Origin of the sequence: Paraniabella hibiscisoli (assembly GCF_022512515.1) — a bacterium.
GTDB lineage: Bacteria > Bacteroidota > Bacteroidia > Chitinophagales > Chitinophagaceae > Niabella > Niabella hibiscisoli.
Map to the genome: position 1 here is coordinate 448,884 of NZ_JAKWBK010000002.1, position 14,001 is coordinate 462,884.

19 protein-coding genes and 1 pseudogene are annotated in these 14,001 nt (G+C 40.4%); 2 read left to right on the top strand and 18 right to left on the bottom strand.

Annotation, left to right across the window (positions count from 1 at the left end):
- Window positions 1-1,087: 1,087 nt before the first annotated feature.
- Together MKP07_RS30900 and MKP07_RS30905 are read left to right on the top strand one after the other, a co-directional pair.
- Complete coding sequence (locus tag MKP07_RS30900; protein WP_240851934.1) at window positions 1,088-1,642, top strand: DUF4369 domain-containing protein; 555 nt, start codon at window positions 1,088-1,090, stop codon at window positions 1,640-1,642.
- A 124-nt stretch (window positions 1,643-1,766) separates the two neighbouring features.
- On the top strand, window positions 1,767-2,069 hold the full coding sequence (locus tag MKP07_RS30905) for a peroxiredoxin family protein (protein ID WP_262920066.1): 303 nt from the start codon (window positions 1,767-1,769) through the stop codon (window positions 2,067-2,069).
- Window positions 2,070-2,257: 188 nt separating this feature from the next.
- Here the strand turns inward: MKP07_RS30905 and MKP07_RS30910 are convergent.
- The 18 genes and pseudogenes from MKP07_RS30910 to MKP07_RS30995 all read right to left on the bottom strand — a co-directional run bounded on the left by MKP07_RS30910 (window position 2,258) and on the right by MKP07_RS30995 (window position 13,843).
- A pseudogene (locus MKP07_RS30910) lies at window positions 2,258-3,306 on the bottom strand (IS481 family transposase).
- A 454-nt stretch (window positions 3,307-3,760) separates the two neighbouring features.
- Window positions 3,761-4,441, bottom strand: a complete 681-nt coding sequence (locus tag MKP07_RS30915) for a YdcF family protein (protein ID WP_240851936.1) — start codon at window positions 4,439-4,441, stop codon at window positions 3,761-3,763.
- 58 nt (window positions 4,442-4,499) lie between these two features.
- Complete coding sequence (locus MKP07_RS30920) at window positions 4,500-4,970, bottom strand: MFS transporter (RefSeq protein ID WP_240851937.1); 471 nt, start codon at window positions 4,968-4,970, stop codon at window positions 4,500-4,502.
- Window positions 4,964-6,082: a DHA2 family efflux MFS transporter permease subunit gene (locus tag MKP07_RS30925; protein WP_240851938.1), complete on the bottom strand. Its 1,119-nt coding sequence runs from the start codon at window positions 6,080-6,082 to the stop codon at window positions 4,964-4,966. Before MKP07_RS30925 ends, MKP07_RS30920 begins: the two co-directional genes overlap by 7 nt.
- 220 nt (window positions 6,083-6,302) lie before the next feature.
- Complete coding sequence (locus MKP07_RS30930; RefSeq protein WP_240851939.1) at window positions 6,303-6,740, bottom strand: HlyD family secretion protein; 438 nt, start codon at window positions 6,738-6,740, stop codon at window positions 6,303-6,305.
- Complete coding sequence (locus MKP07_RS30935) at window positions 6,716-7,429, bottom strand: HlyD family secretion protein (RefSeq protein ID WP_240851940.1); 714 nt, start codon at window positions 7,427-7,429, stop codon at window positions 6,716-6,718. The genes MKP07_RS30930 and MKP07_RS30935 overlap by 25 nt, the downstream gene beginning before the upstream one ends.
- Before the next feature lie 18 nt (window positions 7,430-7,447).
- On the bottom strand, window positions 7,448-7,678 hold the full coding sequence (locus MKP07_RS30940; RefSeq protein WP_240851941.1) for a TolC family protein: 231 nt from the start codon (window positions 7,676-7,678) through the stop codon (window positions 7,448-7,450).
- A complete protein-coding gene (locus MKP07_RS30945; RefSeq protein WP_240851942.1) occupies window positions 7,665-7,844 on the bottom strand; it encodes a hypothetical protein in 180 nt (59 codons plus the stop codon). The genes MKP07_RS30940 and MKP07_RS30945 overlap by 14 nt, the downstream gene beginning before the upstream one ends.
- A gap of 2 nt (window positions 7,845-7,846) precedes the next feature.
- Window positions 7,847-8,176 carry a TolC family protein gene (locus tag MKP07_RS30950; protein ID WP_240851943.1) on the bottom strand — a complete coding sequence of 110 codons (330 nt, stop codon included), beginning with the start codon at window positions 8,174-8,176 and terminating at the stop codon, window positions 7,847-7,849.
- 7 nt (window positions 8,177-8,183) lie between these two features.
- On the bottom strand, window positions 8,184-8,738 hold the full coding sequence (locus MKP07_RS30955) for a TolC family protein (RefSeq protein WP_240851944.1): 555 nt from the start codon (window positions 8,736-8,738) through the stop codon (window positions 8,184-8,186).
- Window positions 8,739-8,765: 27 nt separating this feature from the next.
- Window positions 8,766-9,371 (bottom strand): TetR/AcrR family transcriptional regulator, encoded by a 606-nt coding sequence (locus MKP07_RS30960; protein ID WP_317236172.1) that lies wholly within the window; start codon window positions 9,369-9,371, stop codon window positions 8,766-8,768.
- Between the two features lie 121 nt (window positions 9,372-9,492).
- A complete protein-coding gene (locus tag MKP07_RS30965) occupies window positions 9,493-10,125 on the bottom strand; it encodes an amidohydrolase family protein (RefSeq protein ID WP_240851946.1) in 633 nt (210 codons plus the stop codon).
- Entirely contained in the window at window positions 10,122-10,763 is a 642-nt protein-coding gene (locus MKP07_RS30970; RefSeq protein WP_240851947.1) for an amidohydrolase family protein, read from the bottom strand. Before MKP07_RS30970 ends, MKP07_RS30965 begins: the two co-directional genes overlap by 4 nt.
- 29 nt (window positions 10,764-10,792) lie before the next feature.
- Window positions 10,793-12,337, bottom strand: a complete 1,545-nt coding sequence (locus MKP07_RS30975) for an amidohydrolase (protein ID WP_240851948.1) — start codon at window positions 12,335-12,337, stop codon at window positions 10,793-10,795.
- Window positions 12,307-12,591 carry a hypothetical protein gene (locus MKP07_RS30980; protein ID WP_240851949.1) on the bottom strand — a complete coding sequence of 95 codons (285 nt, stop codon included), beginning with the start codon at window positions 12,589-12,591 and terminating at the stop codon, window positions 12,307-12,309. Before MKP07_RS30980 ends, MKP07_RS30975 begins: the two co-directional genes overlap by 31 nt.
- An 8-nt stretch (window positions 12,592-12,599) precedes the next feature.
- A complete protein-coding gene (locus MKP07_RS30985) occupies window positions 12,600-12,914 on the bottom strand; it encodes an amidohydrolase family protein (RefSeq protein WP_240851951.1) in 315 nt (104 codons plus the stop codon).
- A 272-nt stretch (window positions 12,915-13,186) separates the two neighbouring features.
- The gene (locus MKP07_RS30990) at window positions 13,187-13,450 is read right to left on the bottom strand and encodes a hypothetical protein (RefSeq protein ID WP_240851952.1); all 264 of its coding nucleotides are present in this window, start codon (window positions 13,448-13,450) and stop codon (window positions 13,187-13,189) included.
- A gap of 24 nt (window positions 13,451-13,474) precedes the next feature.
- Entirely contained in the window at window positions 13,475-13,843 is a 369-nt protein-coding gene (locus tag MKP07_RS30995; protein WP_240851954.1) for a hypothetical protein, read from the bottom strand.
- Window positions 13,844-14,001 lie beyond the last annotated feature (158 nt).

The window sequence follows — 14,001 nt, forward strand, 5'->3', positions numbered from 1 at the left end:
GGGTACTATCATACAACAGGCGCTATTTAAAGGGCATATTAACAATTTACTTTTCATAACTACCATCAAAGAGATTGTAAATACAAAAAAATTGTGCTTTGGTACCAAATGACTTTACCATGAAAATATTTTTCTCTTTTATCGACAATAGTTTGTACGACTAAACTCAATGCTCAACATCAACTCATTAAAAAATGGGAAACTACCGACTCAATCCGATCCGGGAATCAGTACTTCTTGTTCCAGGTAAAAATGAGCTATATATTTAATTGATAGATGGCAATAGCAATGAGAAAGACGGTAAAGGCGGTGTAGCATTATCAACAAAAACGGTACAGTAAAACAGCTCAATTGGGTAAAGGAACTGAACGTACTAAGGGTATGGGGATTTTCAAAAATAAATTATATATAGCAGATCTCACCGAAGTAGTGATCGTTAATACTAAAAGGGCGGCATTGATTAAAAAGTGCCTATACCGGAAACTGTTTTTTCAATGATATTGCTGTTGACGGAAAAGGCATTGTATACGTTTCAGATACCCAGAAAACAAAATTTACCGGCTTATCAATGATGTTCCCGAATTATATCTCAACAGTGTCAACAGCGCCAACGGACTTACCATTTGCAGAAACTGATTTGTATATACTTGCCGGAAAAGAACTCTGGAAGCTGGATAAGAACAAGAATAAAACAATCATTGCATCAGGCTTGGAGTAGGGAGGTGATGGCCTGATGTTAGCGACCAAGCTTCCCAAGGATGTTATTCAAAAAGTTTTCTTTTTGTTGTAGAATATTTAGTAGAACAAATGGTTTCAACTTTTTTTGATTATCCACTTCTTGATTTACTTAACACAACTAAAAACTCGTCTTACAGTTTTTTAAATATGGATGCAAAAATCTAGTTTGCAAAAAAAATTATAAAATATTATGTATTTTTCATAGAAATAAGTTTATAAAAATATACTTGTATATATTTAATTGCTTAAACTTTAAAGAGTAAAATATGAACACCAGTTGTTAACTAAGAATTTACCGTAGTTAGTATACACCTATTAAAATATACCTTAAATAGTAAAAGCTATACATATGAATAAATCCATATTCCTTGCTATCTTGAATGTATTGATGTCTATTAATATTTCTGGGCAGATTAGCAACACTTTTTTTGAAATAAGAGGAATTGTAAATGGATTTAAAGACAGTACGTCAATCTATCTTGGAGACACAGACTCAACATTGATTATTGATGGCAAATTTCATTTTAGTGGTACTATCCAAGAGAAAGCCAAACAGTTGACCTTACATACAAAGGGGTATAGTGATTATAAAATATTTTGGGTTGAAGATACGATTATTACATTTATAGCTGAAATAGGCAAATTTAGAAGTGCAATTATCATAGGATCAAAAACGCAAGACTTGCAGGAAACCTTGCAAAAAAAAGTTGATTTGTCTGGAAACGAAACCTATGAATATATAAGTTTTATTAAAAATCACGCTAATTCTATCATAAGTGCACAACTACTGGATACCTACGCAGCGACTTGGGAAATGGATAGCGTATTACTGCTTTTCGAGAAATTATCTGATGATATAAAAACTCATCTTATGGTAAAAATCTTCAAGAATTTTTCAGCCTAAATCAAAACGTGAAAGTTGGCAACAAATATATAGATTTTGGGCAACCTAATGCCCGAAATGAACATCAACAGCTATCTAAATTTAAAGGAAAAATTGTATTGCTTGAGTTTTGGGGTCCTGGTGTTTGCCCTGTAGGAAAGGGCACGTGGAATTAATTGCAATTTATAATGAGTACAATCAAAAAGGTTTTGAAATTCTTGAGGTTGCAGCAGACACTAATAGAGATGAATGGCTTCAGGCAATAAAAGAAGATAAAATTCCGTGGGAAAATGTTAGTGATCTCAGGGGAGTTAGAAATAAAGCTGTGTTAATTTATGGAGTCAAACAATATCCATCAAATTTTTTAATTAACAGAGAAGGTATTATAGTTGCAACAGATTTATGGGGCGATGAACTACGAAAGAAATTAAAGGATTTGCTGAAATAGCATTCTTAGGAACAGTATTTTCATATCCCCAAGTAATCACATCAAAATTCTCCAATGGAGCAGCTAACCAGAATAATTTAAAGAAAGAACTCTCGATCTTGCTATGAAATTACTTGTAATAGTTAGTACTTGATCGTACAGTCAGGGGCTAATTTTTAAATTTTCAAAAGGGATACAGATTAAATTAATTAGGCTGCTGGACTCACTTGATCCAGCAGTTTTTGTTTGGCTAAGGTAAGCGATTCTTTAAAAGTTTGCAGTGGAGTTTTACCAAAGCAAAATCTGCCACTGTGAGGTCGCTCATTGTTGTAATGGTCCAGCCACTCGTCCAGATCATTTTGTAAAGTTTGAAGATCCTGGTAGAGCTTTCTTCGGAAGGCGATTGCATAGAACTCATCCTGCATGGTACGGTGTAAGCGTTCGCAAATTCCATTACTTTGGGGATGGCGCACTTTCGTTTTGCTGTGATCTATACCTTCAATCTGTAGATATAATTCATACTCATGATTTTCGGGTCTTCCGTTAAACTCAGTTCCTCTATCAGTAAGTATTCTGAGCATTGGTATTTCATGTTCGTCAAAGAATGGAAGAACTTTATCATTGAGAATATCTGCCGATGTAATAGCATGTTTGCTTGTATAAAGCTTAGCAAAAGCTACCCGGCTATAGGTGTCAATGAAGGTTTGTTGATAAATCCTACCTACACCTTTAATTGTGCCAACATAATAGGTGTCCTGGGAACCTAGATAACCAGGATGCTCCGTTTCAATTTCCCCATGGGCTTCTTGCTTTTCTTTTTCCGTTCCATCGCTATAACCTGGGCTTCCGTAAGGATCAAACCGTCCTGAGCTACGCGAGCCTCCAGAGCCTTGAGACGTTTTTCAAAAATCTCCAGATCATGCCGTTGCCACACACAACGAACGCCAGCTGCTGAAATAAAAATACCCTGCTTGCGAAGTTCATTGGAAGCTCTGGATTGGCCATAGGCTGGAAAATCGAATGCCATTTTAACAACAGCATTCTCAACTGCTGGGTCTACACGATTTTTGGGAATGGGTTTACGGCGACTTATTTCTCTGAGAGCCTCTTCTCCTCCAGTCTCATAGAGTTGTTTAAGACGGTAAAAACTGTCACGGCTAGTACCCATTAATTTACAGGCACGAGTCACATTGTTCAATTGTTCGGCTAAATTGAGTAAGCCAACTCTGGATTTGATTAACTTAGTTGCAGAATTCATAATCTGACTTTTGGGGGTTATTAATTTAGTTTGTCGTTACTCTAAATTAACCCCAACTGTCAGATTAAGTCTTAACTTCTACAAATTACTTGAATGGCAAAATTTCTATAACTACAAACGCCCTCATGCATCATTGAATGGTAAAACCCCAAACGAAAAACTTCTTGAACTGGAACACCTGATACCTATTCAACCAGATGTAACAACAAAGTATTGGGAAAAGGAAGTCGAAATAATACCAAGAAACAGCAAAATGTACTACAGAAATCGATAGGCATTTTGTCTCACATGTCTTGAAATATCACACTTCAAATTCTAATATCCCTTTTTAATTTTTACTACCAACTATTCATACGACTACCGCATTTTCTTATATTAAATTTTAACAAACTTCTCGTAATAAAAAATATTTGCCGGTAAGACCAAACGTAATCTATACCCATTAGACCTCACCTTATAACGGAGCTGCTTTCAAACCCTTCCTGTTCTCCCAGGGAATAAATGCACCCAAAGTACCACGAAGTCTTCTCAGCTTGCTTTCCCGGTCAACGATAGACCTGAATGTAGCTTCGTAGGCAGACGAGGGGTTGATTTCAAGCTCTACGTCATTAATTTTTCTGATCGTATCAACAATAAATGGCACATCCCCAATAGGAGTAGCGAAGCGACGTTTAATAAACCTGCTCATCATCAAAGATTGAAAGGGATCAGTAGCCAGCGCAATTGTTTTGAAACCCAGCTTTCGCGCCATTTCGTAGGAATAATATATATTCTCTGTGCTATGCTCTGCCTGTGTTTCAAAAAATATATTCGATGCAGGTATACCCAACTGTTCTGCATATAAACCCATAATACGGGCCTCATAATAAGGCGAGTATACGGCACTTCCTGAAAAAATAACATTCCGCACTATTCCCTCCTTATACAGGAAATCTGCCCAAAGCACCCTGCCTTTCATTATAGAATCCCATTTATTATTATAAAATGGAACGCCTGGTACAATCGCAACATCAAAACTTTTACTGCTGTCAGTTACTTCCCTGTAAAGTCTGGCCGGCCGCTCGCGATACACATAGGTTTTACAACCCGATAAAATAGTTAAAGCAAGAATAGCCAGAAATGCAAAACGATACATAGAAATGTAAAATAATACATTTCTATGTATCGTTCGAATTAGAAAAATTCTAATACATTTAGTGCATTGCAGCACTCATATCTATCGCCTCTTTATCTTTTCGCTTTCTGACCATGAGAATAAAAGGTATACATATCAAAAAGAGCACACCCAGGTAGAGAAATACATCCATATAAGAAAGCACTGCGGCTTGTTTGGTAACCGTGAAATCCAGGGCCTTATAAGCCGAATTCAAAGCTACATCCGGAGACATACCCTTGGCAATAAAACCCTGCTTTAATGCCATTACCCTTTGCTGCACATCCAGGTCATTAACATCCAGTTTGGAAATAAGATCATTCCTGTAAGACATGTTCTTATTGCTCATAAAAGTTGTAATTGCGGCTACACCAAATGATCCTCCTAGCTGCCGCATCATGCCGGTAAAAGCGGCCCCCTGTCCGATCTGCTGTCCTTTCAGGGTTGACAACGCCATAGTGGTAATAGGTATAAAAAGTAAACTCAGTCCTACACCACGCACGATCAGCATCCAGAAAAAGCTGTCCTTGCCAGTATCGGGCGTAATGATCTTATATCCCCAGAAACTATACACAAAAACAGGAACAAGCCTACAGCCACCATATACTGCTGAGATACCCCTTTTGATATTAAACGGCCTACAACCGGCATCATAAATGCCGTGGCCAATGTTGCAGGGATCATCAGCAAACCAGATTGCAAGGCAGTCCACCCTAACAAACTCTGGGTATACAATGGTATAATAAAGGTAGACCCATACAACCCAAAGCCTAAAATAAATGACATACCGGTACCAATCCGGAGATTTCCGTTCTTTAATACTCTTAACTCTACAATAGGGTTTTTATAGGTAAGCTCCCGCCATATAAAAAAGAATAAACCAAATACTGCCAATGCAGTGAAAATGGAGATTACAGGGCTTGTGAACCAATCCTCCTCGTGTCCGCGTTCCAGGATAAATTGCAGGGAACCCACCGTGACAGTTAATAAGAATATACCCAACCAGTCAATTTCCCTGGTTGACGTTTTAGCTGCATATTTAGGACTTTTTATAAACTGAAGGGTTAGCAGTATTGCTATAATTCCCAAAGGGATATTTATATAAAATATATAGGGCCAGCTAAAATTATCGACGATGTAACCACCCAGGGGTGGACCTAAAGTAGGTCCAACAATTACACCCAGGCCATAAATAGCCTGGGCCATGCCCCGTTTTTCAGCCGGGTATGACTCGGTGATAATAGTCTGCGAAGTAACCAGTAAGGCACCCCCACCTACACCTTGCAAAAACCTGAACGCTACCAGTTCCCAGATGTTTGTAGCATTACCACATAAGAAAGAACAGACTGTAAATAATGCTATGGAGAACGCAAAATAATTTCGTCTTCCAAATTGTTGCGAAAGCCAGCTGGTCATGGGAACAATGATAACATTACCAATCGCATAGGCTGTAATTACCCATCCTACTTCAGACAAAGTGGCGCCCATATTCCCTTTCATGTCATTCAGCGCCACATTTACGATTGTCGTATCCACAATTTCCAGCAACGCACAAACAATGGCCGTGAGGGTTACTATAAACCGGCGAAAGCCATATTCCACCAGCGAATTTTGATCTTCCATTTTATTATTATTTCAGCAGCTGCTAACCAGATCCTAACCTGCCAACTCGCTCATTAAACGGGGTCGTTTGATTCTCAATCGTTCTTCGAACCTCTATTTCATCCGTATTATCACTTGTATCCACTTTATCGGGTCACAACTTGATTATACTACACTGAACCATATTATTAACACGCTGCCATTCACCATTAACTATTCACCATTAACTATCGATCACTCACTAGTTCAGATGCACATCCACCACTACATTCAGCCCCGGACGCAGCTTTTGAATCAGCGAGTCTTTGGTATCTGTAAACTCAATTTTTACGGGCAGACGTTGTACTACTTTTACAAAATTGCCACTGGCATTATCGGGAGGCAGCAATGCAAAGCGCGCACCGGTTGCCGGAGAAAAAGAGGTTAGTTTTGCCTCAAACTCGTGTTTTGGAAATGCATCTACCGTTACCGATACCTTCTGCCCTTCCACCATTTTAGAGATCTGCGTTTCTTTAAAGTTGGCCACCACCCATTTATCATTGTTTAAAACGATATTAAACAGCTGAGCTCCTGCCTGGATAAACTGCCCTACCTGTACCGGCACTTTCGACACCACTCCACTTTCCGCAGCAACAATTACCGTATAACTCAGGTTCAGCCGGGCATTCTCAATTTCCACTTCTTTCTGCCTGATGCTCGACCGGGCAATAACAGACTGCTCTGAGCTGGCAGATACCTGGCTTTTACTACATTGGTTTGAGCGGCTGCCTGATTACGCTGGGCTACTAATATCTCTAACTGCTTATCTGCAGATTGCTTGGCGGCTAGTGCCTGCTCGTATTGCTGTTGTGTAATAGAATGATCTTTTACCAGGTTTTCATAACGTTTCAAGTCTTCTGTAGTACGCCAGATGTTTACCTTGGCTGCTTCTATTTGGGCATTAGCTGTAGCAACAGCAGCGTTGGCAGTACCTACGTTTTTATTGGTTGCTGACGTGCTGGCTTCTGCAGAAGAAAGATTACTCCTGGCTGTTCCTAAAGCCGCTTCCGCCTGTTGCAGCGCCATCGCTAAATCTCTTTTATCCAATATGATCAAAGTATCGCCTTTATTTACAAACTGGTTGTCGCGAACACGAACCTCGTTAATATAGCCTGATATTTTTGAAATAACCGGACTCAGGTTGGCTTCTACCTGCGCATCATCGGTCTCCTCATGGCTTTGACCATGGATATACCCTGATATGCCAAAGTAAGCTCCCAGCACTATCATAACGCCAAGAATAATAAAAAATATAGGGCTTCTCTTTTTAGCAGCAGGCGCCTTTGCCGGTGCCGTTTCGTTTGCTTCTGTAACTGTATTATTTGCCATCTTTAATGAATTAATATTTTATTGATAAAGTACTCCTGTTGTTTCTAATAACTTTCTATAAGCCAGCGCTGCATCAGCCTTGGCATTTAAAACATTGATCTTGGTAGACAATAACGCCACGTTCGCATCCAGCAACTCTGTAATAGTCACCAGGCTATTGTCAAACTTATTTTTAGTGATCCGGTAATTCTCTTCAGCCTGGCGTTCAGACTTCTCGTACACCTCTATTTTCTTTTTAGCAACTTGCATTTTGATAATCCCTGTTAATCTCCAGCTTTATTCCATCCATCAACAATTCTTTTGAAGCTGAAAGCTGTGTTTCCCTGGCCCGGGACTGCTTTAATACCGCGTTGCTCTTCCATAAATTTGCGAGGTTATATTGTATACCCACACCCGCATTCACGGCATTAGTCACGGTTAAAAAATTAGGAATATTCGCAGCCACATATCCCCGGTAAGCGCCAATGTGGGTAAGTTCTCTGCTTTAGCCGATTTAGTAGACAATTCAGCAGCTCTTTGTTGAAAGCCTAATGCCTGCACATCTTTCCTGTTTTGCAATGCCTGTTGCTGATAGTCAGAAAAAGTTTTGATGTCCACCTGCATATTCACAAATGAAGAATCAACTTCCAGAATGGTCTGCTCTGGCAAGCCCAGCAACAGATTCATATTCATGTTAGCTATATTGTAATTATTTTCTGCCTCCAGCAACTGAAGCTCAATATCAGAAGTTTGCAGCTGAGCCTTCAAACGATCATTACGTGCAATAATTCCATTGTTTTCTTTGTTGAGAAAATCCGCGTCTCTCTTTTTGAGAAGCTCCCAGGTTTTCTTTCAATACATTTACTACCTGCGAAACCTTAAAAAGATTTACATAGGCCTGGCTGATATTGTAAGCAATTTCATTTTTATCGCTACCGGCGCTCAACTTAGCAGCATCCAATAAATACTTAGCCGATTGTATACCGTACTTAATACGTCCCCCGGCAAATAACGGCAACGAGAAATTCGCAATACCATACATAGCCTGGTTTACCTTAGGTGCAGCTGAAGACCCTTGCGATTGACCGTCTTCGCCTGAAGATTGCTGACCTGTTTTAAGATTAATATTAGCATTCGTTAGTCTCAGATAACTACCACTCACTTTCAGATCGGGCAATTGCCGGTTCTTTGCTTCGTCGATTGCCGCGGTAGCTTCTATTATTTTCGCGTCATCAATCTTTAAATTTTTGCTGTTGGCGATACCCAATTCAAGGGCTTCCTGGAGCGTTAAGCCCCTTTTGTCCTGTGCATTGATATCTGCATAAGACAATAGCGCTGCTGAAAAAACAATAGCGCTTTAGCTGTTCGATTCATATCCTAAAATGTTTCTTGTAATTGATTTTAAATGTTCTTTTACTTTTTCGAAATAAACATCCCTGATCCATTCTTCGGTAACCTTTATACCATAGTGCGTGGCATATAAATGTTTATTCAATAATGATTGCATGATAGTTCCCGTGATCGTAGTAATAAATAAAACAGGATCGACTTTATTTTTGAAAGCTCCTGAAGCATATCCTTCAGACAGCACTGTTGCGAAAAACTGCGCATAAGACTCCTTGGACTTACTTAAAAACCTGATTACGCTTTTATTCTTATTAGTAGCCTGCTCGGCCAGTATTACTTTGTAAAAAGATTTATTGTTCTTAACACGGTCGATATAGCCCGTGAGCGCCTTTTCTATTTTTTCGATAGTAGTAAGCTCATTGCTTTCCGCAATCTCTTTCACAGAAGCCAATCCAACACTCATGCGCATTTTGAACAATTCTTCCATCAATTTCTCCTTCGACCCAAAATAATAGGAGATCATAGCTATATTAATCCCCGCTGCTTTAGAAATGTCTCTTACCGATGTAGCATCAAACCCTTTTTCAGAAAACAGCCCTTCAGCCTTCTCCAGTATATGTTCTTTTTTGTCATTGCGGGTACAAAATTAAACAAACGTTTAAACTAATCAAACATTTGTTTAATTTTATTTTTAATAAAAAAGGAAATATTGACATTGATCAACATTTCCTTTACACTTAATTAATTCCGTATCGATGCTTATACCTGTCGTATAGCTGCTGCTGCTTATTATCCAGGTTAATTTTCCGGCCCTGTATAAAAGCTTCTGTCACAACACTGCTTCGCATGTCGAGCACATCTCCTTCACAAATAATAATATTGGCGTCTTTCCCTTTTTCAATGGATCCCGTTTGCTGATCAATACCCAGAATTTTGGCAGGGTTGATCGTAATGGCGGCCAGCGCCTGTTCTTTGGTGAGTCCAAATGCTGCGGCGGTGCCTGCGTTAAAATCAAGGTTTCGATAACGGGCATTGTCCGAGTTATCATTAATAGCGAACAACACGCCTGCTTTCTGCAAAATGGCCGGTGTTTTAAATGGCTGATCAATATCATCGTCCTGCATGGTGGGCAGACTATGCAAGGCATTCAAGATAACAGCAATATTATTTTGCTTTAAAAGGTCGGCAAATAAATAGCTATCTGAGCCGCCTACCAACACTACATCAATATTAAATTTCTTTGCAAAGTCCACAGCTACCAGTATCTGGCGGGCAATATCAGCATGTACAAAAAGCTTCTGTTTTTTCTCAAACAAAGGTCTTACAGCTTCAAATTTCAGATTAACATCCTCCTTTTTAGGTTGTTTCAAATACCCCTGCGCCTGCAGAAAAAGGACTCCACTTCTTCGATAGTCTGTATACCCGTTTTTACCGGATCGGAGGCGTCTGTTCCTCTAAGAGACCTGCGCGGCGAACGCATTAACATAGGCATGTTGAGGTGCAACCCGTTATCTGCTTTATAGATGGCATCCTGCCAGGTCCAGGCATCCAGCTGCACCACCGAGGAAGTTCCCGTAAGCAATCGCCCCTGCGGTACTACGCAAGCCAGCAAAATACCATTCGCCCTCAGGGTATTGATAATCTTAGAGTCTGTATTATAAGCTACAACAGAACGGACAGAAGGGTTATACTCCCCCAGTTCAAAATAATCGTTGCTACCCCGAACGCCACTTCCTATTTCGCTAATACCCAGATCAGTGTTCGGCAATATCAGGCCGGGGTATACATTTTTGCCCCTGGCATCTATGATGGTAGCGCCCGCTTCTTCCGGCACCGAGGTACCTACTTCAGCAATCTTTCCGTTTTTTATGGTGATAGATCCATTATTGATCACGTTACCCGCCGCTGTATAAATATTGCCGTTTTTGATAATAACCGTTCCCTTTTGCGGACCAGCCGGGTAAACATTATCCTGTGCCTGTAAACCATTACCAATAGTGGCGATCACAGCAAGTGTTATAATTTTTTTAGCATAGTTTACAGTTTTTCTTCGTAAGAATCTATTTCCAGGATACCCGTATGTTGTTCATTATCCTCGCAATGCAAAATAACCTGGGCGGTTGGTTTTACTGGTACAGTAGGTGTTCCTCCCTTTGCGTCAGCCAGCATTTTTTGAACCAATCTGTTTCTTTCCATACTTATAAGCTTCCGCTGCTCCAGGTCCTTTTCACGATCAAAAAATATGGTACCGTCTACAATTGTATACAATGCTTTTGCATATATGCTTAACGGATTTTGATCCCATAGTACTACATCCCCATCTTTGCCTACTTTAATACTTCCCACACGGCTATCAATATGAAGTGCTTTTGCAGGATTGAGCGTTACCATTTTAAAGGCATCATCCTCGCTCACCCCTCCATACTTTACGACCTTGGCTGCTTCCTGATTTAAGCGACGTGCCATTTCAGCATCATCACTATTAATACAAACATTTAACCCCATTTTGTGCATGATAGCTGCGTTATAGGGAATTGCATCCTGTACTTCTGTTTTATAAGCCCACCAATCGGAGAATGTAGAAACGTGAGAACCATGCTTTTTAATGGCATCAGCTACTTTATATCCCTCTAATATGTGTGTTAATGTGTTTACCTTAAATCCATAATCATCGGCAGTTGTTAACAATGCCAGTATTTCGCTTTGCACATAACTATGACAGGTAATGAACCGTTTATTATTCAATATCTCCACTAATGCATCCAGCTCCAGATCTCTGCGAACGGTTTTATCACCGGCTTTTATTTTAGCTTCATAATCTTTTGCTCTTTGAAATGCATCTGCCAATACAGACTGTACTCCCATACGCGTATCCGGAAAACGGATATTACCCTGCGACTGCGCAGTTCTCTTTACATTCTCTCCTAGAGCAAATTTAATAAAGGGATCAGCGCCTTTAAATTTCAGCCCTTCATCATCAGCACCCCATCGTAGTTTGATCAATTGTGTTTGTCCGCCGATAGTATTAGCAGACCCATGTAGTATGTGAGATGTAGTTACACCGCCACTTAACTGCCTGTATATATTCACATCATCAGGGTTCAGATTATCGCCTACCCTAACTTCAGAGGTTACCGATTGCGCTCCTTCATTAATAGAAAAAGCGGCAATATGCGAATGTTCGTCAATAATGCCCGGGGTCAAAAACTTGCCGGTTCCATCAATCGTTTTGGCGCCGGCTGCAGTAATATTTTTGCCAACTGAAGCGATCTTTCCATCCTTCAGTAATACATCTGTATTCTCTAACCTCCCTTCTTTTTCGTTGGTCCATACCGTAGCATTTTTTATTAGTATGTTTTCTGTACCAGGAACTACAGCATTACCATAAGGAGAAAATGGAAAATTCACTTTCGCCAACGCTTTCTCTGATTTACTTTTTGCGGTATCCTTTTTCAATGTACCTTCTTTAGTAAATGTAGCTATCCAGGTAACCGGCTGACCGTTATTGTCGGAGCCCACACCCTGCCAGCTTTTACCATAATCAACCCCGCTCAGCCTATATAAAAATCCGGCCTGGGCCATAGAAAAAGTAGAATCTTTTTCTCAGCGGTCGCTGGTTTCCCCGAAGGCTTCAGAGAAAAATTGATAGAGACCAATGTACCGTCTGATTTAAACCTGGTTGTGAGCGTATCTTTTCCAATCAGGTTGGCCTGGCTGTTGTTTTTTACATCCAGAATATAGTCGGTAACGCCGGCGGCTCCGGATATAGACAGCTTGTATTGCCCGGCCTGTTCTTTGCTCGCTTTGGCTTTTACATCATAACGCTCCCCGTTCACCCAGTTTTCTACAATACTTGTTTTTCAGCGAACAGATCGCCTGTTGTTATTAAAAAGTTGGCCACTTTTCCCGCTTCAATACTGCCAACTTTGTCGTCAATTTTCATGAGCGATGCAGGCACGGTTGTCAAAGCGGCTAATGCGGCTTTAGGACTTAAACCGTATGCAATGGCTTTTCTAAGCGAAGGCCAGAAGCTTTTTATATCCTTCAGATCGGCTGCAGTAATAACAAAGGGAATACCGGCTTTTTCAAATGCTGCGGCATTACCTGGCGCCAGCTCCCAGTGCGCCATATCACTTACGGAAACAAACCTTGCATCCATCGGATCTTCAACATTCTGTGTTTCCGGGTAATTCAGCGACAGAATATAAGCAGCTTTGGTAGCCGCTATTTCTTTTATGCGCTGATACTCGTTATCGCCAGCCTTAATAATAAACTGTACACCAAACTCATCACCTATCCTGTCTGCTCTCAGGTCACTCCACTTATCACCCGCATCAAATACCTGGGGCAGTGATCTGTTATTTATCCATGCTTCTAGTGATTTATTCGTTCCTTCTTTTGCCGGCTTATTCTTTGCGTACCAGTCGGCGTCTATAAGGTTTGCCTGAGCAAGGCTACGCTACCCATCATAGAAGTAGGATAAGACTGCGTAGAAGTGCCTTTGCTAAACGAGTAGAAGGCAGCAGTTCTGTCCTTTAAAATATTGAGGTTCTCTTTACGATCGGATAAAACAACTGCCACACCGGTACCCCTGGCAATACCATCTTTTTGATGTGACACCACTGCACCGAAGCCCTGCTCTCTTAAGCTTTCTGCCTTTTTAGTATCCGTATTAAAAAGATCATACCCATTCAATTCGCTCTGATGGCCTGGTTCCAGCTAAATGGTCCTTTGGTATTGGTAGATAACTGCTGAGGACCAAAAAGAACCCTCACCGCCTGGTCTCTGAGGAACTGCAATGCCATAGTCGCTGTAAATATCCACGAAGGAAGGGTATATAAACTGGCCTTTACAATCAACCACAACGGATGCGTCAGGAACTGAAACATTCCCTACCGCGACCACTTTACCATCTTTTATAACCAGTGTAGCATTGGAAAGTGATGTGTTGCCGTCTTTTACAATAGTGGCATTGGTGAAGGCATAATAACGGCTACGCTCATCGGCACACCATTTACAGGGTAAGTAACCTGGGCGCGAAGCTCGGCCAAACCCAATAAGAGCCCCTCCCAAAAGCCATTTCTTCATTAGCATTAATTTTTATGGAAAATAATAAATAAAACCAAAAGACCCCCGACTTTAAGAAATAACGTATGGCCAGATAGCAGCAATAAAAAGGTGCAAACAATTTTACCTGTTTGCACCGTTTATATGTAACCTCAAAAATACAAAGTTTCTCCCAGCTG